The organism is Nostoc sp., assembly GCF_036916985.1.
GTDB lineage: Bacteria > Cyanobacteriota > Cyanobacteriia > Cyanobacteriales > Nostocaceae > Nostoc.
On record NZ_JBALFD010000065.1, the window covers coordinates 1 to 24,906 of the forward strand.

Annotated in this window: 22 protein-coding genes, 1 pseudogene and 1 CRISPR repeat array; of the genes and pseudogenes, 18 read left to right on the plus strand and 5 right to left on the minus strand. The window is 41.5% G+C overall.

The features are described from left to right. Positions 1-99 precede the first annotated feature (99 nt). The 4 genes and pseudogenes from cas1 to V7L07_RS21785 all read left to right on the plus strand — a co-directional run. A pseudogene (cas1, locus tag V7L07_RS21770) lies at positions 100-408 on the plus strand (CRISPR-associated endonuclease Cas1); the annotation flags it as partial. Beyond that, on the plus strand, positions 405-698 hold the full coding sequence (cas2, locus tag V7L07_RS21775; protein ID WP_334776412.1) for a CRISPR-associated endonuclease Cas2: 294 nt from the start codon (positions 405-407) through the stop codon (positions 696-698). The pseudogene cas1 and the gene cas2, both read left to right, overlap by 4 nt. 216 nt (positions 699-914) lie before the next feature. Beyond that, a CRISPR array of direct repeats spans positions 915-2,348; the repeat unit is 37 nt; unit sequence CTTTCAAATAAATGATTCCCGGCAACGGGATTGAAAC. 45 nt (positions 2,349-2,393) lie between these two features. Further along, positions 2,394-2,540: a hypothetical protein gene (locus V7L07_RS21780; RefSeq protein WP_335060974.1), complete on the plus strand. Its 147-nt coding sequence runs from the start codon at positions 2,394-2,396 to the stop codon at positions 2,538-2,540. 271 nt (positions 2,541-2,811) lie between these two features. Then, entirely contained in the window at positions 2,812-4,629 is a 1,818-nt protein-coding gene (locus V7L07_RS21785; RefSeq protein ID WP_335060975.1) for a tetratricopeptide repeat protein, read from the plus strand. Positions 4,630-4,790: 161 nt separating this feature from the next. Here V7L07_RS21785 and V7L07_RS21790 read toward each other — a convergent pair whose 3' ends face one another. After that, on the minus strand, positions 4,791-5,981 hold the full coding sequence (locus V7L07_RS21790; RefSeq protein ID WP_335060997.1) for an FAD-dependent oxidoreductase: 1,191 nt from the start codon (positions 5,979-5,981) through the stop codon (positions 4,791-4,793). A 382-nt stretch (positions 5,982-6,363) separates the two neighbouring features. Between V7L07_RS21790 and V7L07_RS21795 the strand changes: the two genes are divergently transcribed. From V7L07_RS21795 to V7L07_RS21810, 4 genes are all read left to right on the plus strand, one after another. Then, on the plus strand, positions 6,364-7,107 hold the full coding sequence (locus V7L07_RS21795; RefSeq protein WP_442936074.1) for a pentapeptide repeat-containing protein: 744 nt from the start codon (positions 6,364-6,366) through the stop codon (positions 7,105-7,107). A gap of 273 nt (positions 7,108-7,380) precedes the next feature. Beyond that, positions 7,381-8,856, plus strand: coding sequence for a pentapeptide repeat-containing protein (locus tag V7L07_RS21800; protein ID WP_335060977.1), 1,476 nt, complete (start codon positions 7,381-7,383; stop codon positions 8,854-8,856). Positions 8,857-9,131: 275 nt separating this feature from the next. After that, complete coding sequence (locus V7L07_RS21805; protein ID WP_335060978.1) at positions 9,132-9,371, plus strand: hypothetical protein; 240 nt, start codon at positions 9,132-9,134, stop codon at positions 9,369-9,371. Continuing rightward, positions 9,359-9,802, plus strand: coding sequence for a type II toxin-antitoxin system VapC family toxin (locus V7L07_RS21810; protein ID WP_335060979.1), 444 nt, complete (start codon positions 9,359-9,361; stop codon positions 9,800-9,802). The genes V7L07_RS21805 and V7L07_RS21810 overlap by 13 nt, the downstream gene beginning before the upstream one ends. 34 nt (positions 9,803-9,836) lie before the next feature. Here the strand turns inward: V7L07_RS21810 and V7L07_RS21815 are convergent, their stop codons facing one another. Continuing rightward, positions 9,837-11,957, minus strand: coding sequence for a hypothetical protein (locus V7L07_RS21815; protein ID WP_335060980.1), 2,121 nt, complete (start codon positions 11,955-11,957; stop codon positions 9,837-9,839). A gap of 481 nt (positions 11,958-12,438) precedes the next feature. Here V7L07_RS21815 and V7L07_RS21820 point away from each other — a divergent pair, with 481 nt between their 5' ends. The 7 genes from V7L07_RS21820 (at position 12,439) to V7L07_RS21850 (ending at position 20,002) form a co-directional block, all read left to right on the plus strand. Next, the gene (locus V7L07_RS21820; RefSeq protein WP_335060981.1) at positions 12,439-13,665 is read left to right on the plus strand and encodes a pentapeptide repeat-containing protein; all 1,227 of its coding nucleotides are present in this window, start codon (positions 12,439-12,441) and stop codon (positions 13,663-13,665) included. A 108-nt stretch (positions 13,666-13,773) separates the two neighbouring features. Next, positions 13,774-15,303, plus strand: coding sequence for a YifB family Mg chelatase-like AAA ATPase (locus V7L07_RS21825; protein ID WP_335060982.1), 1,530 nt, complete (start codon positions 13,774-13,776; stop codon positions 15,301-15,303). Further along, a complete protein-coding gene (locus tag V7L07_RS21830; protein ID WP_335060983.1) occupies positions 15,300-15,440 on the plus strand; it encodes a hypothetical protein in 141 nt (46 codons plus the stop codon). The genes V7L07_RS21825 and V7L07_RS21830 overlap by 4 nt, the downstream gene beginning before the upstream one ends. A 377-nt stretch (positions 15,441-15,817) precedes the next feature. Further along, the gene (locus V7L07_RS21835) at positions 15,818-16,834 is read left to right on the plus strand and encodes a YihY/virulence factor BrkB family protein (RefSeq protein ID WP_335060998.1); all 1,017 of its coding nucleotides are present in this window, start codon (positions 15,818-15,820) and stop codon (positions 16,832-16,834) included. Positions 16,835-17,016: 182 nt separating this feature from the next. Then, positions 17,017-17,568 (plus strand): DUF421 domain-containing protein, encoded by a 552-nt coding sequence (locus V7L07_RS21840; RefSeq protein WP_334706430.1) that lies wholly within the window; start codon positions 17,017-17,019, stop codon positions 17,566-17,568. Between the two features lie 40 nt (positions 17,569-17,608). Next, complete coding sequence (purB, locus tag V7L07_RS21845) at positions 17,609-18,904, plus strand: adenylosuccinate lyase (protein WP_335060984.1); 1,296 nt, start codon at positions 17,609-17,611, stop codon at positions 18,902-18,904. Between the two features lie 549 nt (positions 18,905-19,453). Next, complete coding sequence (locus V7L07_RS21850) at positions 19,454-20,002, plus strand: DUF4126 domain-containing protein (RefSeq protein WP_335060985.1); 549 nt, start codon at positions 19,454-19,456, stop codon at positions 20,000-20,002. On the opposite strand, the gene V7L07_RS21855 is transcribed toward V7L07_RS21850, so the two are convergent. Together V7L07_RS21855 and hemH are read right to left on the minus strand one after the other, a co-directional pair. After that, positions 19,992-20,156: a hypothetical protein gene (locus tag V7L07_RS21855; protein ID WP_335060986.1), complete on the minus strand. Its 165-nt coding sequence runs from the start codon at positions 20,154-20,156 to the stop codon at positions 19,992-19,994. The genes V7L07_RS21850 and V7L07_RS21855 overlap by 11 nt on opposite strands. 151 nt (positions 20,157-20,307) lie before the next feature. After that, positions 20,308-21,474 carry a ferrochelatase gene (gene hemH, locus V7L07_RS21860; protein ID WP_335060987.1) on the minus strand — a complete coding sequence of 389 codons (1,167 nt, stop codon included), beginning with the start codon at positions 21,472-21,474 and terminating at the stop codon, positions 20,308-20,310. Between the two features lie 93 nt (positions 21,475-21,567). On the opposite strand from hemH, the gene V7L07_RS21865 reads away from it, so the two are divergent. From V7L07_RS21865 to V7L07_RS21875, 3 genes are all read left to right on the plus strand, one after another. Next, positions 21,568-22,191 carry a class I SAM-dependent methyltransferase gene (locus V7L07_RS21865; RefSeq protein ID WP_335060988.1) on the plus strand — a complete coding sequence of 208 codons (624 nt, stop codon included), beginning with the start codon at positions 21,568-21,570 and terminating at the stop codon, positions 22,189-22,191. Between the two features lie 95 nt (positions 22,192-22,286). After that, the gene (locus tag V7L07_RS21870) at positions 22,287-22,808 is read left to right on the plus strand and encodes a DUF29 family protein (RefSeq protein WP_335060989.1); all 522 of its coding nucleotides are present in this window, start codon (positions 22,287-22,289) and stop codon (positions 22,806-22,808) included. Positions 22,809-23,112: 304 nt separating this feature from the next. Beyond that, entirely contained in the window at positions 23,113-23,943 is an 831-nt protein-coding gene (locus tag V7L07_RS21875; protein ID WP_335060999.1) for a dienelactone hydrolase family protein, read from the plus strand. Between the two features lie 11 nt (positions 23,944-23,954). Here the strand turns inward: V7L07_RS21875 and V7L07_RS21880 are convergent, their stop codons facing one another. After that, the gene (locus V7L07_RS21880; protein WP_335060990.1) at positions 23,955-24,896 is read right to left on the minus strand and encodes an extracellular catalytic domain type 1 short-chain-length polyhydroxyalkanoate depolymerase; all 942 of its coding nucleotides are present in this window, start codon (positions 24,894-24,896) and stop codon (positions 23,955-23,957) included. Positions 24,897-24,906 lie beyond the last annotated feature (10 nt).

A 24,906-nucleotide genomic window follows, 5' to 3' on the forward strand; every position in this document is an offset into this window, starting at 1 on the left:
GCATGGGAAGTTCCTCAAACCAATGGAGCGGTTGATAGCGAATAGCCTCTCCATTTTTCCATAAACTCACAGATTTAGTTTTGACAGACCACTAGAGGACAACCTGCAATGGTTCTCGATTTAATGGAAGAATTTCGCCCGTTGGTTGCGGATAATTTGATACTTTCGGTTATCAGCCATAAAGAAATTAAACCCGATGATTTTACTGATAATCTCGGTGCTTATCGACTTTCGGAAGCCGGACGCAAACAATTTTTGCAAGCATGGGAACGAAAAATGAATGACGAGTTTAAGCATCCTACCTTTGGCTATCATTGCAGCTATCGTCGTGCTATTGAATTGCAAGCACGTTTATTAAGTCGGCATTTACAAGAAGGGGTTCCCTATAAAGCCCTGACACTGCGATGAGTACTTTGTTTTACCTGATAATTTACGATTTGCCCGATAGTAAAGCGGCGAATAAGCGGCGAACAAAGTTACATAAAATGCTTTCCGGTTATGGAACTTGGACACAGTACAGCGTTTTTGAATGTTTTTTGACTGCCATGCAGTTTGCTAAACTAAAGGTGCAAGTTGAAAACTTGATTAAACCAGCCGAAGATTCAGTACGTATCTATGTTTTGGATGCTGGAGCGGTACGTAAGACTATTACCTACGGTTCCGAGCAACCTCGACAAGAAGAGACGATAATAGTATGATGTTAATATAATGGCGGTGAAATTTTTTGGCAGGGCAAAGCACAGGCGAAAACCCCCCACCTCCCGCCAAATCGACAGAACCTTGACAATTCAATACTTTCAGCGTTTTATGTATGAATGTAGAGCTTACTAATGAATCCCGGAAACGGACTTTTAAATTAGACCTGCCAAAATTGCTGGCGGGAATGGCTCTATATTTAGCTTCTGGCTGGCGGACTTTCAAATAAATGATTCCCGGCAACGGGATTGAAACGCATCAAGATTAATTATGTGCCCGTAATGCCCGTAACCTTTCAAATAAATGATTCCCGGCAACGGGATTGAAACAATCGTCTATTGATTCCCTTAATTTAGTAATAGCTTCAGCTTTCAAATAAATGATTCCCGGCAACGGGATTGAAACGAGACCCGAAGAATCAGTGGTAAGGGAATTTTAAAAGCTTTCAAATAAATGATTCCCGGCAACGGGATTGAAACGAAGCAGGAATTCAACCAAGCTCACTTTAGCTTTTCTTTCAAATAAATGATTCCCGGCAACGGGATTGAAACATCTTGTATTTTTTCTCAAGAGCTTTCGACCATTTTGACTTTCAAATAAATGATTCCCGGCAACGGGATTGAAACTCAAACCAATAACGCATATTTTACCCATTAGCTACGTCTTTCTTTCAAATAAATGATTCCCGGCAACGGGATTGAAACAATCGGGATAATACGCTTAATACTATTGGCTACAACTTTCAAATAAATGATTCCCGGCAACGGGATTGAAACATTTTACCATCCAAAAGTAAGTTACCCAATTGCTGTCTTTCAAATAAATGATTCCCGGCAACGGGATTGAAACTTGGGTCAAAGCTACACATCTAATAACTCGCTTTCAAATAAATGATTCCCGGCAACGGGATTGAAACCGCCCCAAACAATTACTGACCCAATTGCGGGCACAGGCTTTCAAATAAATGATTCCCGGCAACGGGATTGAAACTTTTATCCTGCTTGATTACGGCTTGCGGTAACAATTCTTTCAAATAAATGATTCCCGGCAACGGGATTGAAACACGCCTGTAGCTGATACAAATTCTGCAAAATCTCCTTACTTTCAAATAAATGATTCCCGGCAACGGGATTGAAACGCCGAAACGTGAGTTTATCTCACGTCGCGGACGGGCTTTCAAATAAATGATTCCCGGCAACGGGATTGAAACAGCAGAGGACGTCCGAAGGGCAGAGATACGAAACTTTCAAATAAATGATTCCCGGCAACGGGATTGAAACTATGCAACATAGCTTGCTGTTAAATAACAGTGTGAACTTTCAAATAAATGATTCCCGGCAACGGGATTGAAACAGTAAACGCGATCGCACTCTCAGCCCAAAACCGAGCTTTCAAATAAATGATTCCCGGCAACGGGATTGAAACATAATTTCTAAAGTTTCATTAATCGTTAGGGTTGTAGCTTTCAAATAAATGATTCCCGGCAACGGGATTGAAACAATTCAATGTTCCAGCATCTCAAAATTTATCCTTACTTTCAAATAAATGATTCCCGGCAACGGGATTGAAACAAATCGATAATCGTCTTCAATTAACATGGCATGAGCGATCGCAGCTTTCAAATAAATGATTCCCGGCAACGGGATTGATAGTCAATTCAGAAGTTCATACTTATATCGAACCAGAGTCAGAAACAAATGAAGAAAACTAATGATGCACTGAAAATCATTAAAAGAATGATGAAGTCAGATCCAGAATTACAAGAGAGGGTTAGAGAATCATCAATAAATGCTCAAGTATCTCAAATCATCTACGATGCACGCAAACAAGAGGGACTAACCTAGCAACAACTAGCCGATTTAGTCGGTACTACCCAGTCAGTCATTGCTCGACTAGAAGATGCTGACTATGAGGGACATTCTTTGTCTATATTGGCTCGGATTGCAGCAGCTTTAAATCAAAAAGTAGAAATTAAAATGTCACCTAAAGAGTAAGACTTCAGAAGTCAGAATAACAGAAAAGGGATACCAGGCGATTAGAAATCGCGGCTACACAAACTATCGCTAACAATCCTGATGCTTTAGGCTAGAGAATGTCAAAAGCCAAAAAAGTTATATGAATGCTGAAGATTTTTTTAACCAAGGATTAAACCACAATTTGCAAGGATACTATCAAGCCGCGATCGCAGCTTACACCCAAGCAATCAAGCTAAATCCTGACTATGCCGAAGCTTACCATAATCGCGGGCTGATTTTAACTGGTCAACTCAAAGATTATCGCAGTGCGATCGCTAACTTCAATCGCGCTATCGAAATCAATCCCAATTTTGCCACAGCCTATTACAACCGCGCTAATGCTCGTTACTTTTTAGCCGATTATCAAGGTGCGATCGCCGACCATAACCAAGCGCTACAATTAGATCCCAAACTGGCGCAATCTTACCACAGTCGGGGAAATGCCTACTTTGCTTTGGAAAACTACGACAAAGCGATCGCAGATTATATCCAAACAATCGAAATGAGTACCCAATTAGCTGATAACATCAATATTGATATTGCCAATGCTTATCATAATCGGGGCGTAACTAGTTTTGAGAAGGGCGATCATCAAGGAGCGATCGCAGATTTTCAGCAAGCTTTACAATGGCATCCCCATTTTGCCGCAGCTTACAGCAATCGCGGTAATATTCACCATATTCTCGGAAATTATCAAGAAGCGATCGCTGACCATAACCAGGCATTACAATTAGATCCTAACTTGGCGGAAGCTTATCATAACCGAGGTAATGCCCACTACGCTTTAGCAGATTATCAAAGTGCGATCAGAGATTACAACCACGCCCTGAAAATCAATCCCAGCTTTGCCGGAGCGTACTATAATCGGGGTCTTGTGCTAGCTCACCTCAAAAACTATCATGAAGCAATTGCAGACTTTAACCAAGCATTAAAGCTGAATCCTGATGATGTGCAAGCCTATTGTGAGCGTGGTCTAGTTCGTAGTACTCTTGAAGACTATCAGGGTGCGATCGCAGATTATGACCGAGCTTTACAAGAAAATCCCACACTAGCTTTAGTATATGGCTTTCGGGCTAATGCTCTTCGCCGATTGGGAGATTATCAAGGTGCAATTGAAGATAGCAATCGCTTATTACAACTCAATCCTAATTTAGCAGAAGGATATTGCGATCGCGCGGCGGCTCGTCGTTCTTTAGGAGATCATAAAGGCGCAATTAAGGATTATAATCGAGCATTAGAAATTAATGATAATTTAGCCGCAGCTTATTATGGTCGGAGTATTGCCCGTGAAGCTTTGCAAGATTTACAAGGTGCAATTGATGATAACACTCAAGCCATAGAGCTTGTTCCTGACTTTTCCCAAGCCTATTGCAATCGGGGAAATGCTCGTCGTCTTTTAGGAGATGAACAAGGAGCGATCGCCGATTATAATCAAGCATTAAAAATTAATCCTAATTTAATTGAAGCATATTACAACCGAGGTTCTACCCATTATGCTTTAGAAGCTTATGAAAATGCGATCGCAGATTACACCCAAGCATTGCAAATAAATCCCCAATCTGCTGCATTTTACAGCGATCGTGCCAATGCTCACTATGCCCTAGAAGATTATCAAGGGGCAATAGAAGATTACAGTCGAGCGATCGCGATCGACCCCAGCTTTGCCGAAGACTGGTACAATCGGGGTCGTAGCCGTTCTCTGTTGGGAGATTTACAAGGGGCGCTTACAGACTTAAACCAAGCCTTACAGCGTCAGCCTAATTGGGCTTCTGCTTACATCCTTCGGGCAGATGTCTACAGAAATTTGGGAGACTCTCAAAGAGCAATTACCGATTTTCAGAAATCCGCAGACTTATATTATCAAGAAGGGAATATTCAGTACTATCAACAAATTATTGAGCTAATTGAACAGCTTTGAAGAACCCCACCCCGTAATACGGTGTACACACAAGTCAAATTACCCCCCTTAATCCCCCCTTATAAAGGGGGGAAACAAGAAATCTATCTAGTTCCCTCCCCTTTATAAGGGGAGGGTTAGGGTGGGGTAAAACCTTGCTATAGAATTATCCAGACATGATATTATTCCAAGCAAAAGCGTTCCATAAAACGGCGGTCAATCCAATCTTTGTAATGCCACAATAGTTTGTGAGGTGGTAAAGTGATGATACCTCGTGTGGCGATGGCTCGTTTGTCTCCTGTACCAATTAAACTCAAATATTGTTTCTGTGGTATGTAAGGTTTGAGCAACTTACCTAATAAAATTCGCTGCAAATTCTCAAACAAAGGTTTGCCTTGTCTAACAGCAAATACCCCAGATTTCGGACGCGGATGATTTACCATTGTGGCAATGTCACCAGATGCAAATACCTGCGGGTGCGTTTGAGATTGCAACGTATTTTCTACGAGAATAAAACCTTGCTCATTAGTTCCTAGTCCAGAGGTTTTTAACCATTCGGGTGCTGAAGCTTGTGTTACCCAAAAGATTTTATTGCACTCTATTTTCAACTCAGATTCACATTTAATTTCAAAGACTTCTTTAGTTTCCTTGGGTGTTATGGGTGCAATTTTACACACAGTTTCCCCAAGATGGAGTTTAATGCCTTGCTCAGTTAAAATTTGCTGAAGTAAATGCCGTACTGATTCATGATGATTCGGCATCAGTTCTTGTCCACGCTGGAATAAATGAATTTCCAGGTTTTGAATAGGTTGTTGAGCTTGATGTAAAATCTGGTGTAAACGCGATCGCATCGATAGGGCTAATTCTACACCGCCAGCGCCTCCACCTGCGATCGCAATACTAATTGGTTCATGAGGATTTTTACCTACAGCTTCAACTAATTCACGCCAATGCTCTAATAGCTGCGATACTGGTTTAGCTGCGATCGCATATTCTGCCGCACCTGATACAGATATTGTGGCGGGAGTACTGCCAATATCAATAGACAGCACATCGAAATCTACCGCAAGTCCACTAGCACAAAGAACTTTGTTATTTTTCAAGTCTAGGGCAACTACCGTGTCAATACATAACTGTGCTTGAGCAAAGTTCGTCAAGGGTTGCAAGTCAATATGGCATTCATCGTGGCTATAAAATCCGGCAATGTGTCCTGGTAACATTCCAGAGTAAGCTGTCTTTGATGCTGCACTAATTAACGTTAAATCTACTCCTGGTAACGGTTTTGTTCCAAACATTTTCATAACAATAGCATGGCTATGACCGCCACCAATTAACACCAGCTTTTTAACTATTGGCTGTTTGTTTTTCTGCATTTCAATACTCATTTTTAGTTAATCCCTGATTAGGAATACATCAAAATCATCATGATTAGTAAAAATATATCTAGGCGAATATAATTCGCGGCTATACAGACAAAACCCACCTCCGTGGGTTTCCAATTTCTTGAGTCCGCGCAGGCGGACGAAAGTTTGTGTAGCCGCGATTTCTAATAGCCAGGTAGATTTGCTCAATAGTTAGATTTTTCGTTTTGTTTATTGAATTAGCATATTCAAATTTTAAAAAAGGCTGTTAGCCCTTACGGATATTTTCATACCAATTCTGTATAAAGATGCGCCAACTTATATAAGAAACGAACCGCAAAGGGCGCAAAGGACACAAAGGAAGAAAGAAAATTTGGCGCAGCCTCACAAAGAAATGGTATCAGTAATTATTAATGCTTCTCATATCATGAAAAATATTTTACCAAAAAATCACATTCAAATATCAAAAATATTCTTGTGGATACCTATGTTCCAGGAGCAAGTTAAAAAAACTCAGTATCCGTCGCCAAAACAACGTTTAAGAATAGCAAGCGAACAGCTAGGAAATAACACAATAGAAAACAGTCTGGCTGTAATTAATGATTTGGAGCAAATTGCCCATAATCATCCACAGTATCACTGGATAATCATAGACATTCTGAGTAATTTTGTCCGAAAAAATGCTCCTTATATACCCCAAGAGAAAGTAACAAGCAACTTATCAACAAAAGTTCGTGTAGATATTCAAGCCGCGTTGACTGTTATTGCCAGAAGAGATGTAAACAAAGACCCAGAAAATGAGCAACTTGATTTGAGCTTCACAGACATGAGAGGAGCAAATTTAAATAGGGCGAATCTACAACAGACAAATCTCTATCAAGCTAACCTTGCTGGGGCAAATCTTAGAGAAGCTAATCTAGCGGGAGCAATACTTAGTGCAGCGAACTTAGAAGGAGCTAACTTATATCTAGCCAACTTAGAAGGAGCAATCCTCAGTGCAGCCAATCTAGAGAGAGTAAACTTTTCTGGAGCTAACCTGCATCGTGCCAGTTTATATCTAGCTAGATTGGATGGGGCAATTTTAAATGATGCCATACTTGATGGGGCAAACCTCAGAGAAACCAAATTCTCTAACTAAAATACTAATATCATATCCGCTTGATTAATTTTCCTAACTCTCTACTCTCAACACCCCATTTGTTATTTTCAGTGTAATCCGTAATTATTGTACTGCAAGGGTTTCATTGATTTGGAAGGGGTGGTTTATTTATGCCCTAATCTACAAGTATATTCGATATTATTCCGTAGTTCAACGAGTGTCTTGACACCTATTATAATTTTCTGCTAGATGCTATACTATTTTTCCCCAACATCTAAGTAATAATTCTAGGTTGTAAGGAAAATTTTTACCATGTCTTCTAAAAAGACAGACCCTCTGTTGAATTGGTTGATCGCCATAACACTTATATTTGGTTTTTCATTGACTGTAATTTTCTTTGTCTTGTCAAGTATTAAAGAATTGTCAATTCAAGAAAAAATTCAGTATAGAAACCAAGCTTTAACAACTACTGCAATAGTTTTTCTCGCATCGGCAGCAATGTTTAATACCTATTATGCAGCGAGGCGTGCCCAAGCGATGCAAAAGAGTGCGATCGCATCTGAGAAAAACTTAGAAATTGGCCTGCAAAATGCCAAACTCAATCAAGACAGATTGATTGCAGAGCGTTTTATGGGCGCAATTGCCCAGCTTGGTCATGAAAAGGTTGAAACCCGCACAGGTGCAATTTATGCCCTAGAAAGAGTTACTCAGGATTTTCCTCAAGAACACTGGACAATTATGGAAATTCTCACTGCCTTTGTGCGAGAGAATGCACCTGTTCAGCACGTCAAAGGTGAGCAACAAAACCCCGAATATCAAGGAGCAGTTTATTCAAGTAGGCGTAGAGGTGGATCGCGTCCGACACCGCAGGTAGATCAAAATCTTCATGAAGAATTGCCAAAAATACGCACCGATATTCAAGCAGCCCTGAGTGTTATCGGCAGGCGTAATTTACTCGAAGACCCAAAAGATCAGAAACTTGATTTACGTAACACTGACATTAGACAAGCAGACCTACTAAAAACTAACCTGCAACAAGCTGACCTGCGTGGGGCTGACTTGAGTGGGGCTGACCTGCGCGGGGCTGACTTGAGTGGATGTGACCTTAGTGGCGCTAAACTCATTAAGTCGATTCTTTATGAAACCAAATTACTAAAAGCTAGTTTGTGTGGAGCTAACCTTTGTTGGGCTAACCTCAATCGTACCAACCTCTCTGGAGCAAATCTACGTTCAGCTAATCTGTCTGGTGCAAGTCTGCGTGCAGCGAATTTACAGGGAGCGAACCTTTATAAAGCTAACTTGCAACAAGCAACCTTAAAAGTCGCTAATCTCTCTGGAGCAAAGTTGTTTTTAGCTAACTTGCAAGGAGCAAAATTGGGTAAAGCCAACCTACAGCAAACGGGTTTGATTGGTGCTAACCTCTGTGGGGCGAACTTAAATGGAGCTAACCTTTGTGGGGCTAATTTGAATGCAGCTAAACTCCACCAAACAGAAGTCTATTTTGCCAACCTCTCAGAAGCCAGTTTAACGGAAGCTGACTTGTATCAGGCTAACCTGATTGGAGCAAACTTGTATAAGGCAACCTTCTATCAAGCTAATCTAACTCAAGCAAACTTGATGGGAGCTAACTTTTCACACACTAACCTAAGTGATGTCAAACTGGAAGGGACAATTTTGACAGGAGCGAAAAACCTAGAGTTGCAGCAGATTAGAGATGCACTTGGCGATCGCACCACTCGTCTACCTGATTATATCGAAGCACCGACACATTGGCGGCAGTCTGGTTAAGTTATCACTGCATCATTCGTTATTTGGGCGTATTCTACCGTTTTCTCTTAATGCTATAGTTTTTACCAAAAGTCTCCGTAACAATTCTGGAGATGAGGAAGATGAAAGCTATGTCTGATAACAACACAGACATACTGATAAATTTGTTTATTTATTGGATTATTTATCGAAAAACAAGAAATAGATGAAAATACTGCTGCCATTTATGGCTTGTAGGAGAATATAGAAGAGAACAATCTTGCCTACAGTATTTAAGAAATGTTGAGGGAGAAACCATGCAATCAGCTTTACGTATCACAACCAAAGTTTTACCAGGAAACAAAATAGAAATTGAAATTCCAGAAGCCGAAATAGGCGATAGCGTTGATGTATTTGTGATTTTACCAGAAAAATCTGAACCAAAATATCGTTCTGTACTCGACATTATAGAAGAAAGCCGTAGGAGACACCCTTCTCGCACTGCTGAAGATATAGACAGACAACTACAAGAAGAGCGCTTATCATGGGACAGCTAATACTTCCAACAAGTGGCTCTATTTATATAGATACTTCAGTGGCTATTTATACTATTGAAGGCAACCCTGATTATTATTCTCTTCTGCAACCACTATGGTCTAAGTTTTATACAGGAGAAATTCAAATAATCAGCAGCGAGCTAATATTAATGGAGGTTTTAATTGTTCCATTACGTAATGGCAATAATTCTTTAGTAGCAGACTATGAAGAACTATTATTATCATCTCCAGTGCAGTTAATTCCTATTAGTCAATCAATACTGCGACAAGCTGCTAGCCTTCGGGCTACAAGTAATCTCAAAACACCCGATGCTATTCATGCTGCAACAGCTTTGTCTGTTAATTCTAACCAATTTATTACCAACGATAAAGGCTTTCGTAATGTTCCTGGTTTACCTGTTGTTATTCTCAGTGAATTTTTAGCATCTTGAACCTCTGAGCATCATCTCTCATTTTTACTCGAACTTATTGGGCATCAATACCGCAGCCGTAAGCCATTTTGACATCACGAGGTTTTGTCGGGCGACACCAAGTCCGATCGTTACCAGCAACAGGATGAGTTGCCAGAGATTGAGTATTGAGCGCTGTATCAGGCAATTTATTTTGGGGGTCTGTTTCTGGCAATAGCAGGTAATTATCTTTCCCGCCTCCATCAACAAATAAGCCTAATGTCAGCATCAACTCTCGTAAACCAGTGACACCCTCTAACCGCGATTGTCCGTAAGCTGGTTCTAATAAAGATAGATAAGTGTCATCGCCGTGCTTATCCCAGAAAACTCCGATACCGTTAATATCTCCCGTACCAAAGGTCATTAAGCTGCCGTTATACCAATCGTTGCCGGCACTATCTTCAAACCAGCCAATACTCCAGTCACGACCATTGCCTAAACTTTGCATAATGATACCTGTATAGTGATCGCTTCCTCCATCATCTTGATAAACTCCCACGCCAAAATGCGGCGAACTTCCCAGGCTGTACCAGCCAGCATCGTGGTAGTCATCACCCACCTTGTCTACCAAAAAGCCCAAGCTATACCAGTAAGCTGTACCTTGACCGTAAACCTCACATTCGTAGCGGTCATTTCCTGCGCCATCGACTAGCATTCCTACACCCCCAGCCCAACTGTGACCCTCTGTATAGTCTGCACGTCTTCCCAAACCTGCACCTTGGATAAAATGGACGTGCCTTTTGGCTCCAAATGGGCCGCCGTTTGGATATTTGTCTTCTAGTCCAATGTATTTATCGTCACCTACACTATCTAATAGCAGACCCACTCCTTTAGTAAAGCCATAGCCTTGACCGTATCTATAGAGAGAATAGCGATCGCTACCTTGATTATCAATCAGCAGTCCTGAACCAAAAGTACCACTGCCTTGGAGATTACTAATGCCTTGATAAGTGTCTTGACCTTGGGCATCGTAGAGTATGCCAGTACCAAAAATACCTATGCCTTGACTGGCGTATTCTGCCTCATAACTATCATCACCTTGTAAATCTAACAGCAATCCATAGCCAAAGATACCAGCCCCAAAGCTGGGAATTTTCCCCGGTGGGCTAGAGTAGCGGTCTTTGCCAGCTAAATCTAAGGTGACGCTGACACCATGAGCAATATTTTTAGTCGCAGCACCGCCAGAGTAAGTATCATTACCTTCAACATCTACGATCAATAGGTAATCGTCAGGGGAATAGACTTGATCGCCTTTACCACTGAGAATAATTCGACCTTGGGGTGTATTTATGCTGTAGTTATAATTTCCTGACAACAAATTAACTGGGATTTGGCTGATTTGACTTTGCATTTCACCAACAGCGGCGGCTGTTAAAATTGCTCCTGTGTTGAGCATTTTAAAATCAACGTTGTCTAAAAGAGATTCAATTAACAGTACCTTTTCTGGGCTAATATCTTCTTCTTCTGCGGCTTCTTCCTCCACAGTTTTAACTGCGTAGTTAAATACTTCGGTGTAGGTGCGATCGGCATCTAATTGTAATTTAGCTAGCGATCGCAACAATCCCACCTGTCTATAATGCAGTGCATCTGGTACTGTAAATAAAAACTGCGCTACCGCCGAACGTAGTTTTGGTGGCAAAGCTTTGTATTCGCTAGTATTAAAACTATCAGCAGGCTGAGTGCTTAGTTTACCAAGAGCAACAGCTAAGGCATCATCACCCAGCTTTTGTACTTGCTGTTTATATTTTGTCAGCAAATCTCTGTTTAATTGGGGACTCACGCCGCCATCGATTCTTTTGTAGGCACTGGCGGCGAGTTGTGCTAAATCTGATTTAGCTGCAAGTAGATCTTGAGTAATGGTGCGGGTGTAAGGACTGATTTTCCAGGGGTTATCGAAAAACACATCTAGCAACTTGACTCGATATTTATCACTGCCCCAGAGATCCATATCTTTCATATCGAAGCGGACATCCTCTGGAGTTAACTTAGCAGCAGCTAGGGCTTGGCGAAATAGTTCTCCTTGTTCGCTTAAGTATCCGATAGTTGTAGCGTTAACTGGGGATAGGTAAAATACGAGCAAACAAGTCGCAATTGCTAGAAAAAACTTTGGTAGCGATCGCACAATTTTTGGTATCACGAAAATTGCCCTATATTGCGTAAATACCAAATTTTAAACGCAGAGGGACGCGGAGGAAAGCGCAGAGGTTTGCCAAATTTATTCGCTACGAATTAATTAAATGGTGTACTTAGTCCAATCTACTTAGAGTTTGTTATCAACCTTAGTAGTTAGATAAACCTGGTTAATGTTACAGACTTTAAACTATTTCTCACAAGTAATATCGTGTTTTTAATTGTCTGAAATACTCAGTTCATGGAGAAAAATGTTGTGCCCCAACTGCGAATCATTCGTGAATAATGCGATCCCTGACTTCTCTAGAAAGTCGAGGATCTTGTCGATCGCGAATGATTCAGGATGACTATATATAGATAATTTTTATGTCGTAGATTTAATAACCGGTCAATTTTATCCGTGTTTTCACTCTATCATAACTTTACGGATACTCTTAGAATCAACCTAAATTTATTTCCGTAAGGAGTCGGATATGAAGACTTATGACATGTCTTTCATAAAGACCAATGGGCACACGACTTTATTGGTATTTATCTCAGTTATATTTATTTTATCCTTCACTCTAATTTTCTCATTTTTTGAAAATATTCAAGAATTGTCAACTCAAGAAAAAATCGAATATATTACTCAAGCATTAACAACTATTGCCATCATTATTGGAGGATTGGCATTAATTATTAATGCTTACTATACCTCCAGACTCTCTCTAGATGAGAATCACAGTCTGTTAACCCAACTTCTGGCTGGAACACTAGCTTGGGATCACAACATCGGAAACAGTATCAATCATACCAAACTAACTCCACAAGAAATTGTTCCCGAACGCTTTTCTAAAGCAATTGAACAATTGGGAAATGAAAAGATTGAAACGCGATTTGCGGCAATTTATGCTTTAGAACGAATTGCCAAAGATTCTCCAAAAGACCATTGGACAATCATGGAAATTCTCGCTGCTTTTATCCGCGAAAATGCCTCGGCGAATCAGGAATATGAGGATGAGTCAAGGCAATCATCAAAACTTCCTACAGATATTCAAACAGCCTTAACTGTCATTGGACGACGCGATTCATCCAAAGATCCAATCAATCAGAAACTCGATTTACGCAATACAGACTTGAGTAATGCAGACTTAACGGAAGCTAACCTCTCAAGAGCAATGCTTGTCGGTGCTAATTTGCAATGGGTAAATTTTACACGAGTCAACCTCTCGGAAGCAGACTTATCAGTAACCTATCTTTGTGGTTCAGTCCTCTATGAAGCCAACCTGCAAAAAGCCATCCTTCCAGAAGCCAATCTCCAAGGCGTAGTCCTCAGAAAAGCGAACCTTTCTCAAGCAATCCTTTATGATGCCAATTTGGAAGGTGCAGTTCTTTGTGATGCCAATTTGGCAGGTGCAGTTCTTTGTGATGCCAATTTAGAAGGAGCAATTCTTTGTGATGCTAACTTAGAAGAAGTCAACTTCGAGGGTAGCAATCTCCAAGATGCAAACTTGATTGGCAGTAACTTGCAAAGGGCAAAACTGGCTGGAGCTAATTTAGACAGTGCATTACTGAGTACAGCTAACCTCCAAGAAGCTAATTTCCAAGAAGCTAACCTCTGTGGAGCAAACTTGAGCGGTTCGGAAAATGTAGAATCGCAGCAGATTGAAGAAGCAATTGGCGATCGCACAACCATCCTACCGGAAAATCTGAAAATACCCCAGCACTGGCGATAATGCGATGGGCAATTGATGAATTGCCCAAAATCGTCTATGTGCTTTCACTAATGTCAACCAACTAACTCATCTGCTAGAGATATCTATTGGTTTACTCTTATATAAGAAATGCTTGCTAGAGTCTGGAGTGCATCAATTGTGGGCATCGATGCCGTCAAAGTAGGCGTAGAAGTCGATGTGTCAGGGGGATTACCGGGAATTGTTGTCTTGGGACTACCAGATTCAGCAATTCAAGAATCGAGAGAAAGAGTCAAAGCAACTTTGAAAAATACTGGCTTTGCCTTTCCGATGCGAAAAATAGTCATTAATTTAACTCCGGCAGATTTACGCAAAGAAGGCCCTTGTTTTGACTTACCTATTAGTGTAGGAATTTTAGCGGCTTCTGAGCAAGTTAGCGCTGATTTGTTGGGGGATTATCTATTTTTGGGTGAAGTCTCTCTAGATGGCAGTTTGCGTCCGGTGGCTGGTGTATTACCCATCGCCGCAGCAGCCCAAAAAATGGGAATTGCAGGTTTAGTTCTCCCTGCTGATAATGCCCAAGAAGCGGTAGTGGTTGAAGGCTTGGCTGTTTATGGCTACAAACATCTATCTGAGGTAGTGGATTTTTTAAATAATCCAGGGCGTTACAAACCTGTGCAGCTTGATAGTACAGTAGATATAGCAAAAGCATCATACCCTGGTGCAGATTTGCATGATGTAAAAGGACAGGCTCATGGGCGTCGTGCTTTAGAAATTGCTGCGGCTGGTGGGCATAATCTAATTTTTGTCGGCCCGCCTGGTAGTGGTAAAACTATGCTAGCAAGACGCTTACCAGGAATTTTACCGCCCTTAACCTTTGCTGAATCTTTAGAAGTGACTCGCATTCATTCGGTAGCTGGTTTATTGAAAAATCGTGGTTCATTAGTACGCGATCGCCCTTTTCGCAGTCCCCACCACTCAGCATCCGGCCCTTCTCTGGTGGGTGGTGGTAGCTTCCCTCGTCCTGGAGAAATCTCACTGTCTCACAGAGGTGTACTTTTCTTAGATGAACTAACAGAATTTAAACGAGATGTGTTGGAATTTCTGCGTCAACCTCTAGAAGATGGCTACGTCACAATTTCCCGCACCAAATTATCAGTCATGTTTCCTGCACAGTTTACTTTAGTTGCAAGTACTAATCCCTGTCCTTGCGGTTACTATGGCGATACCATCCAACAGTGTACTTGTTCTCCCCGCCAACGCGAGCAATATTGGGCAAAACTTTCTGGGCCGTTGATGGATCGAATTGATTTACAAGTTGCAGTGAATCGCTTAAAACCAGAAGAAATTACCCAACAACCGACGGGAGAAACATCAATATCAGTACGCGAACGGGTGCAACAAGCAAGCGATCGCGCAATAACCCGTTTCCAAGGAGAAGCAAATCTGCGTTGTAATGCCCATTTGCAAAGTCGTCATCTCCAGAAATGGTGCAAGTTAGATGATGCTAGTCGTAATTTATTAGAAGCAGCAATTAGAAAATTAGGTTTATCGGCCAGAGCAAGCGATCGCATTCTCAAAGTAGCACGGACTATTGCAGATTTAGCAGGAGAAGATGAGCTAAAAACTAATCATGTGGCGGAAGCAATTCAGTATCGCACAATCGATAGAATGCAATGAAAGGGAGGTTAAAAACCGCATCTACACAAACAAAACTCATCTTTCCTTATGGAACGCTACGCGAACGTGGGTTAAAAACCAATACGCTTGGGTTAAGGGTTATTGGTATAGATGATTGGTCTTTGAAGACGCGATAAATCGCGTCTCTACATCATGGTTTTGGGCTTATCTGAACTGTATTGAGTTAAAAACTCTTAATTTTTATTAGTCCACGGAGGTGGACTACCCTTCTCTTCGAGAGGCTGCGCCAACGGGTTCTCCAAAGGAGTACGTTTGTGTAGCCGCGACTTCTAGTCGCCAAGGCTTTTCAAACACCCTCTAGGACACAGAAGAGATTAACTGGGGTTAGGGTTAGCCAATCAGCGCATCTTTAATTAGCGCCAATTGGCGATAAAGTTCTAAACTCCTCCCCAAGGACGCTGCCAAAACACCCTTGGGAGGATGTCACAACTCAGTAAATCAGTATCCAATATATCAGGGACTAAGCAACATCCCTTAGAAGGAGACTGATTTGATGAACTTGCGAGCAATTTGGAAGTTATTACAAGAGACATTCAAAGAATGGAGTGAGGATAAAGCCTCAAGGTTAGCGGCGGCGTTAGCTTATTACACGATTTTTTCGATCGCACCGTTGCTAATTATTGTAATTGCGATCGCAGGTGCAGTATTTGGAGAGGAAGCGGCAAGGGGTCAAATTGTCGGACAAATTCAAGGTTTAGTCGGAGTAGATGGCGCCAAATTCCTCGAAACAGCTATCCAAAATGCTAACAAACCACAGACAGGAGCGATCGCATCCATTATTAGTGTTGTAGTTTTACTCTTAGGTGCTACTGGTTTATTTACCGAATTGCAAGATGCCATGAACACGATTTGGGAAGTAAAACCAAAACCTGGACGCGGCGTAACTAACATGATTCGCCTACGTTTTTTGTCCTTTGCAATGGTGATTGGTATTGGCTTTTTACTTTTAGTTTCTCTAGTAATTAGCACGGCATTAGCAGCATTAGTAACATACTTTAGCAACTTGTTACCAGGTGTTGATTTTCTCTGGCAGATTCTCAATTTCATCCTTTCTTTTGCCATCACTACGTTCCTATTTGGACTAATTTTTAAAGTTCTCCCAGATGTCAAAATTGCTTGGAGTGACGTTTTCGTTGGAGCTATTCTCACCTCATTTTTGTTTTCTATCGGGAGATTTTTATTAGGACAATATTTAGGTAATGGTAGTTTTGGTTCAGCTTATGGTGCTGCTGGTTCACTGGTCGTTATTTTAGCTTGGGTTAACTATGCCGCACAGATTCTTTTCTTTGGTGCAGAGTTTACCCAAGTTTATGCCAGAAGATACGGCAGCGGCATAACCCCAACTAAACATGCTATACCTCTGTCTGATAACAGGGAATATGATGACACTACTCCAACTAAGCAAGTATCCACTAATAGAAAGACATCTTCCAGTTTTATTAATCCCTTATTTCAGAATTTTAAAAAGCCCAAGCGCTTAAAACAGAGAAGAAGAAATCAGCGATTTTAATCCATGATTACAGGAAATTTATATTTGTAAATTTGATAGATATTGGAGTATCTAATATCAAGTCTGGTTAATTAATAATTCATTCTGTTAGCGGTAGCGGGGGGTTTAACCCATTCTGACTCATGAATTCTGTTGGATAAAAAAACACAAATAAGTTTATATTGGATTTTTTCCAGAATTATATGGAAAAATGGTTTTTCATCAATTGGCACGCAATTTTTGTTCCTAGCATCAGCGTCTTTGAGTTGATTATCCGTGGTTCACTAGTTTACTTAGCGCTGTTCTCAGTGCTACGCCTACTTCCTAGCCGACAATTAGGAACGCTAGGAATTACTGATTTACTCGTAGTTGTGCTATTTGCGGAAGCTGCTCAAAATGCAATGGCAAGTAATTACACATCGATTACTGAAGGTGCGATTCTGGTCGGAACAGTGATTTTTTGGAGTTACTTGCTGAACTGGTTAGGCTACAAACTTCCTCAGTTCCAACGTTTTTTGAATCCGCCACCACTGCTGCTGGTAAAAAATGGTCGGATGATTGAACGCCATCTGCAACGAGAGTTAATTACAGATGATGAGTTGATGAGCAAGCTACGTCAGCAAGGTGTAGAATTTTTAGCTGATGTGAAATTGGCGTATATAGAGGCTGACGGCAGGATTAGTATCATCATGTCGGATTCAAAAACTAGTTCTGTCCCTGAGCAAAAAGTAGCGTTAAAAAGCGATCTACATTAATTAAACTGTAAAATATGACGGTTGTATTCTGTGCCGAACTGTGATTGAGCGTTATACTTTGCCCGAAATGGCTAATCTGTGGAATGAAGCCTATAAACTAAAAACTTGGCTGCAAGTCGAAATTGCTGTTTGTGAGGCTCAAGCTGAACTTGGTTACATTCCATCTGAAGCTGTTGAGGAAATTAAAGCCAAAGCAGATTTTGACCCGAAGCGGGTGCTAGAAATTGAGGCTGTAGTCCGCCATGATGTCATTGCTTTCTTGACAAATGTCAATGAATATGTAGGCGATGCCGGACGCTATATTCACCTGGGTTTAACTAGTTCGGATGTTTTGGATACGGCTTTAGCACTGCAATTAGTTGCCAGCCTAGATATATTGTTGCAACGTCTAGAAGATTTGATTCAGGTAATTCGCCAAAAAGCACGTGAACATCGTCATACAGTGATGGCTGGCCGATCGCATGGTATTCACGCTGAACCAATCACTTTTGGTTTTAAGCTAGCTGGTTGGTTAGCAGAGGTATTGCGACATCAAGAACGCTTGATAATACTCCGGCAAACGATCGCTGTGGGTAAGATTTCTGGTGCGGTGGGAACTTATGCTAATATTGAACCCCGTGTAGAAGCGATCGCTTGCCAAAAACTCGGACTCAAACCTGATACAGCCTCAACACAAGTTATTTCCCGCGATCGCCACGCTGACTACGTGCAACAATTAGCCTTGGTAGCAGCAACCATTGAACGTTTTGCTGTAGAAATTCGCAATCTCCAAAAAACAGACGTTTTAGAAGTTGAAGAATTCTTCGCCAAAGGTCAAAAAGGCTCTTCAGCAATGCCACACAAGCGTAACCCCATCCGTTCCGAACGACTGACGGGAATGGCACGACTCGTCAGAAGTCATGCAGGTGCAGCTTTAGAAAACGTTGCTTTATGGCATGAGCGGGATATTTCCCACAGTTCTGTAGAACGGGTAATTTTGCCAGATGCTTGCACTTTAACCCATTTTATGATTTCAGAAATAACCGACTTGGTGAAAAACCTGTTAGTCTATCCTGAGAACATGAAACGGAATCTCAACTGTTATGGCGGCGTTGTGTTCAGCCAAAAAGTACTACTGGCTTTGATAGACAAGGGAAGCAACCGAGAAGATGCTTATGCGATCGTCCAAGAAAGCGCTCACGCCGCTTGGAACAAACCAGCAGGCAACTTCCAGGATTTAATTAGCAAAGACCCACGTGTTACTCAAAAGTTGTCTCCAGAGGAATTAGAGGTGTGTTTTGACCCCCAGCAACATCTGCGGCATTTAGAAGAAGTTTACCAACGATTAGGAATTTAGGATTAATTTACCACACTCAGTCCTGAGTGCTGTTAGCGGTAGCGGGGCGTTTAGCCCGTTCTGAGTAACAAGAGATCGTACTCAGCACTTTCGCACTATGGTAAAAGCCCCGCCCGAAGTAAAGTGGAATCTTTTAATGTGGGAGAAGGTTGATACCCCAATACAGTTCAGTTAAGGAAATTTATCTGTTAAGGCAGGCAGGGGTAGCAGGGGAGGCAGAGGAAGCAGAGGGAGAAAAAAAGGCTTAACTGAACCGTATTGGTTGATACCCCGCCCGCCAGTGGCGCGGTCTTTCAACTCAGCACGGGCTAAACGCCCCGCTACCGCTAACGGAACTCAGCACTCTTCATCTGTAGTGAGCGCTTAAGCGCTCACTACTAATCTTTTACCCAAAAAATACGCAGATATTATCAAACAAGATATATAAAGATACCAACAACATTTAATATTGCATTGCTGAAGAGTGTCTCTTTAATGCTGGAATTATTGTTTACACTGGGTAGTATATACAACAAATACTTACTTAATCTTAGTATTAAGAGTGCTTTGATGATTGAAATCCTAGCCACACTTTCTGCCTCTGCGGCAGCGGGAATCAGAATAGGCATACCTTTGCTGATTATTGGACTATTGCAAGGTAGTGACTTGTGGTCACAAGTTCCAATTTTATCTCACATTTCTCCACCACTATTATTAGGTTGCCTCACCAGTTGGTCATTAATTGAATTATTAGCCTCAAAAAAACTCTGGGGGCAAAGATTTTTACAACTGTTTCAGTTATTCATGTCTCCCATCGTCGGTGCAATTATGGGGTTAGGAGTAGCTACCGCAACAGCAACGCCAAACTGGTTGATTGCCATCATTGGAGGTTTGTTAGCTTTGGTACTCCAACTAGTCCAAGTTGGTTGGTTCTATCGGTTACGTGGCTTACCATTGTGGGCAGTCTTTCTTCAAGATACCTTGTGCATTGCCCTAGTACTATTTGCTTTTGATGCTCCTTGGCAAGGAGGAGTAATTGCTTTAATACTGCTTTGGTTTGCAGTTCGTAGTGCGAAGCAGTGGTATGACTGGCGCAGGGGATTAGGGACTAGGTACTAGGGACTGGGGATTGGGGATTGGGGACTAGGGATTGATTGGTGGTAGGGCAATAGGTTCGGTTAAGGCAAGAGATGCGATGAATCGCCGTCCCTACAATAATCAGTTTTTGGTAGAGACGGCGATTCATCGCGTCTTTGTGATCTAGAATTTTCATCAAAAAACCTTAAGCGAACCATATTGGGTGGTACGGGACTAAGAACTGGGGATTAGGGATTATATTATTCTTCCTTTACCTCTCCTACTCCTTTCTGCTTTTCCCTTCCACTCTCCCTCTTCATTACCCAGTCCCCAATCCCCAATCCCCTTTACTGCAAAATCCCAATCATGTGCAAGAAGCCGTGACCGGTAATTAGCTCGATGATTAAGGCAATAAAACCCAGCATCGCAATCCGACCATTCCAGACTTCAGCACTAGTCGTCAGTCCCCATTCCCAACGCTCTTGGGGGTACATCTTTACCATTTTTTTCATTTGGGCAGCTTGCGAAAGCTTGAAACTGGGGTTTCTTAGCGCATCAATCACTAATTGGGCTAGTGCATTAATAAATACTGGATGAGTATTGGGAGCCGGTACGCGGCGGAAGTTATGAATTCCTGCTTCTTCAGCTACTTCTCGATACTCAATATCAATTTCTTGTAGTGTCTCGATATGCTCTGAGACAAAACTGATTGGCACTACAACCAAATCTTTTACGCCTTGTGCGCCTAGTTCTTTGAGGGCATCTTCAGTATAGGGTTGGAGCCATTCTACTGGGCCGACACGACTTTGGTAAGCTAAGGTGTGAGCATTGGGTCGATTAAGGGTCTGTATAATCAGGGCACTACATTCTTCAATTTCCTGCTGGTAAGGGTCGCCTGCTTCTTCAACGTAGCTTTTCGGAACGCCGTGAGCGCTGAAGAATATATGAACCTCATCCGGGTTAGGAAACTGCTCAAGTTCTTGGGCTATGAGTTGCGCCATTGCTTGCAGGTAGCCTGGTTGTTTGTACCAAGAAGGAATGACAGTGTAATCAATGGGTTGAAGTTTTGGATCTTCTTGCCAAATCTTTTCTAAAAGCCGGAAGCTGGAACCACTGGTACTGATAGAAAACTGGGGATATAGTGGTAATATTACTAGGTGTTCTACATTATCTTGGGCAATCTGTGCGATCGCTTCTTCTGTATAGGGATGCCAATAACGCATTCCTACGTAAATATTGGCTTCTTGTCCCAAATAACCCAACTGTTCTTTTAAAGCTTCCCCTTGCGCTTCTGTAATCCGCCGCAGTGGAGAACCACCACCGATTTGCTTATAATTTGCTTGAGATGTTCTGGTTCGCCGCGTGGCAATAAACCAGGCTAGGGGCTTTTGCAACCAGCGAAATGGTAGGCGAATAATTTCCGGATCGGAAAATAGGTTGTACAAAAACGGCCCCACATCCTCTAGCTTGTCGGGGCCACCGAGATTGAGTAATAAGACGCCTACACGACCCATAGCAGTTACTTTCCCCCAATCTTTTCAGGTTTTTTACTAATGTTAACAATATATCTTTATTAAATATAAAGCTTAATAGCAAGGAAATATGCAATGGCAACAATTTTAAGAGATTGGAGTTACCGTTATCAGTGGTTGTATGATGGTATTTCGCGTTTAGCAGCCTTAAGTGTAGGTGGTGAAGCCCGTTTTCGGCAACTTGCTTTGCAAGGCTTAACAATTCACTCAGATACTCAGATTTTAGATTTGTGTTGTGGTAGTGGTCAAACGACGCAGTTTTTGGCAAAAACTTCACAACATGTAACAGGATTAGATGCTTCGCCTAAGTCTTTGCAACGGGCGCGGCAAAATGTACCTGAAGCTTCTTATATAGAAGCTTTTGCCGAGGAGATGCCATTTGCAGATAATCTATTTGATTTGGTGCATATCAGCGTTGCATTACATGAGATGCAGCCTCAGCAATTACAAAAAATTATTAATGAAGTTTATCGGGTGCTGAAGCCTGGAGGAGTATTTACGCTGGTGGATTTTCATGCCCCGACAAATCCGATATTTTGGCCTGGGATATCGATATTTTTGTTGTTGTTTGAGACGGAAACAGCTTGGGAATTGCTGAAAACTGATTTAGTTGAGTTGTTAGCTAATACTGGCTTTAAAGCGAGTAAGTCAACTTTATATGCAGGTGGTAGTTTGCAGGTGATACAAGCGAATAAGTGAATAATACTACTTGATTAATAGCAGCTAAAAAACTCTGCTATTAATCAAGTAGAGGTGATTGTTATATAGTACTTAAGCAGGTTGGCGGTGAAGAAATGACACAGGAACTAATAGACCTCAAAAAGAGTATTCTGGAAGGACGTTATGCAGATGCCTTAGCAATTGTAGACGAATTAGAAGGCATGAGTAAACAAGCTATTCTACGGAATATCCAAGCTTATTTAAGGATTCTGCTGATTCATTTGATTAAGAACCAAGTAGAAGAACGATTAACTGGTTCATGGGCAAATTCTATTCGTAATTCAATCCGAGAAATTAAAAGTCTTAATATCAAAGATAATAAAAAATCTTACTATCTTAATTTAGGTGAGTGGGAGAGTTTGATAGAAGAGGAAGTGATTGAAGATGCGATCGCTGATGCCAGTGATGAAGTAATGAATGGAGTATATAATCAATTCCAACTGTCTGAAATAGTGGATAGGAAACAAATTATTCAGACTGCATTGAAGTTTTTGGCACTAACTTATTCCTATTCGGCTAAGGAGTTACCCGCAGTTTTAGCTGAAAATTTAACTCAGTTATCCGGTGGAGAGGATTGGAAAGCGGGTAGGCGGTAAAATGTTTCAATACCTAACAGGGATTTTGATTAATTTTATTCTAGAGTAATCATAGCATTTAGAGAATTTTTTTGGGAAGAGTGTCGGGAAAGCTTGAAGGATGAAACCTATTTACTTGTTTAGTGCTATGGCTTTTCTTTGCCAATACATCCGAATTTTACCTAACATACAGCTACAGCAAGGAAGGCTTAGATGCTAAAGGAAGCTAGTATTACGGTAAACCGATTGATAACTTGTAGTATTTATTTTATAGTACTGTACGTATAACAAGTAATAAAATTTTCGCTAATTAAAGGTAGAGATGATGCAAGAAGTAACTCGCCGCAAATTCATTGCAACAGCCACCCTAGCAACAGGTTTTGCCCTCGCAGTACAACCCATTTCTGCCGGAGTCATTACCACTGATGATAAGGGGTTAGTCGCTGGTGCGGTGAAAATTCCTGTCAAAGATGGCGAAATTCCTGCCTATAGAGCAGCACCGGCTACTGGTGAAAATTTCCCAATTGTTCTGGTAATCCAAGAAATCTTTGGCGTACACGAGCATATTCAGGATATCACTCGTCGCTTTGCTCGGTTGGGGTATTTAGCGATCGCACCGGAATTATTTATCCGTCAAGGCGATGTCTCAAAGTTAAGCAGCATAGACGAAATTCGCCCAATTGTCGCTAAAGTACCAGATTCCCAAGTGTTATCCGATCTCGATGCCACAGTAAAGTGGGCAAAGAAGTCAGCTAAGGGTAATGGCGAAAAGTTGGGAATTACAGGCTTTTGTTGGGGTGGTCGTATTACCTGGTTATATGCAGCACACAATCCCAGCGTGAAGGCAGGTGTGGCATGGTACGGGCGACTTGTAGGTGATGCTACCGAACTTCAGCCCCAGTACCCCATCGATATCGTATCGACGCTGAAAGCGCCCGTTCTCGGACTTTATGGTGGGAAGGATACGGGTATTCCTCTAGATACTGTAGAGCAGGTGCGCGATCGCTTCAAGTCTAGCAATAGCAAATCTGAAATTATCGTCTATCCCGATGCACCACACGCATTTTTTGCCGATTATCGCCCCTCCTACCGTGAGAAGGAAGCTAAGGATGGCTGGAAACGCCTCTTGGCATGGTTTAAGCAAAATGGTGTTTAAAAAACTTTGGTTTATGAACTGTGACGTTGAAAAAAGTTCCAAATTGTTTCGCTGGCGTTCAACCCCAGCTTGGCATTGAATTTGTTTAGGTTCTCGTCAGTTGAGGAACCACCAGGCCAAAAATGTCCACCGTTTACTACCGCTAGCTGCCAGACTTCTGAGTTGCTACTGCAACCTGTGTAGAGAGCGGTTTTCACTTTATCTTCAGAAAAATTTGGAGATGCCTTTGATGAGGTACATTGATCGTGCGAGCGCCAAAAATCTACCATGTCTGAGATTGAAACCAGCGCCCCTCGTTGAGTGTGATCGTCACCTTCATAAAGTACATCGCGATCGTTTGTACCGTTAATCATTAACATCGATACGGAACTTTTAGGCTGGCAATTAGGTTTGAGTCTAACTGGAAGCGAACCCGCTACTGATGCAAAACCAGCAATTTTATCAGGTAATTTACAAGCCAGTGCTTGGGTAAGTATGCCACCTCTAGAAAAACCAGTGGCATAAACTTTATGACTATCAATATTGATTTCCTGCTGAAGGCGATCGATCAAAGCACTGACAAATAAAACATCATCCACTTTTCCTTGAGCGTTACCTCTCAGGCTCCATTTTTGGTCAATTCCATCTGGATAAACAACAATAAATCCTTGTTGCTCTGCTAATTCATTGAAGTGAGTCACGTTACTAATAGACCGTCCGCTACCATCATCTCCATGAAACACTAAAACTAACGGCATTGGTCGGTCTGGATTATAAGATTTTGGAGTGTAAAAATAGTAAGTACGTAATTTTCCTTGGTTATTTAATTCTCCATAATGATCGCCACTCAATATTTTTTCTTTACCTATATTTCTTTCTTCAGCCTGAATGGAATCGCAGGCTGTCAAGAAAGAAATTCCTAATAGAATTATCAGAAGTTTTTTAAAAAGTCCAGAAGTTTGATATATGTTCATATTAATAGAT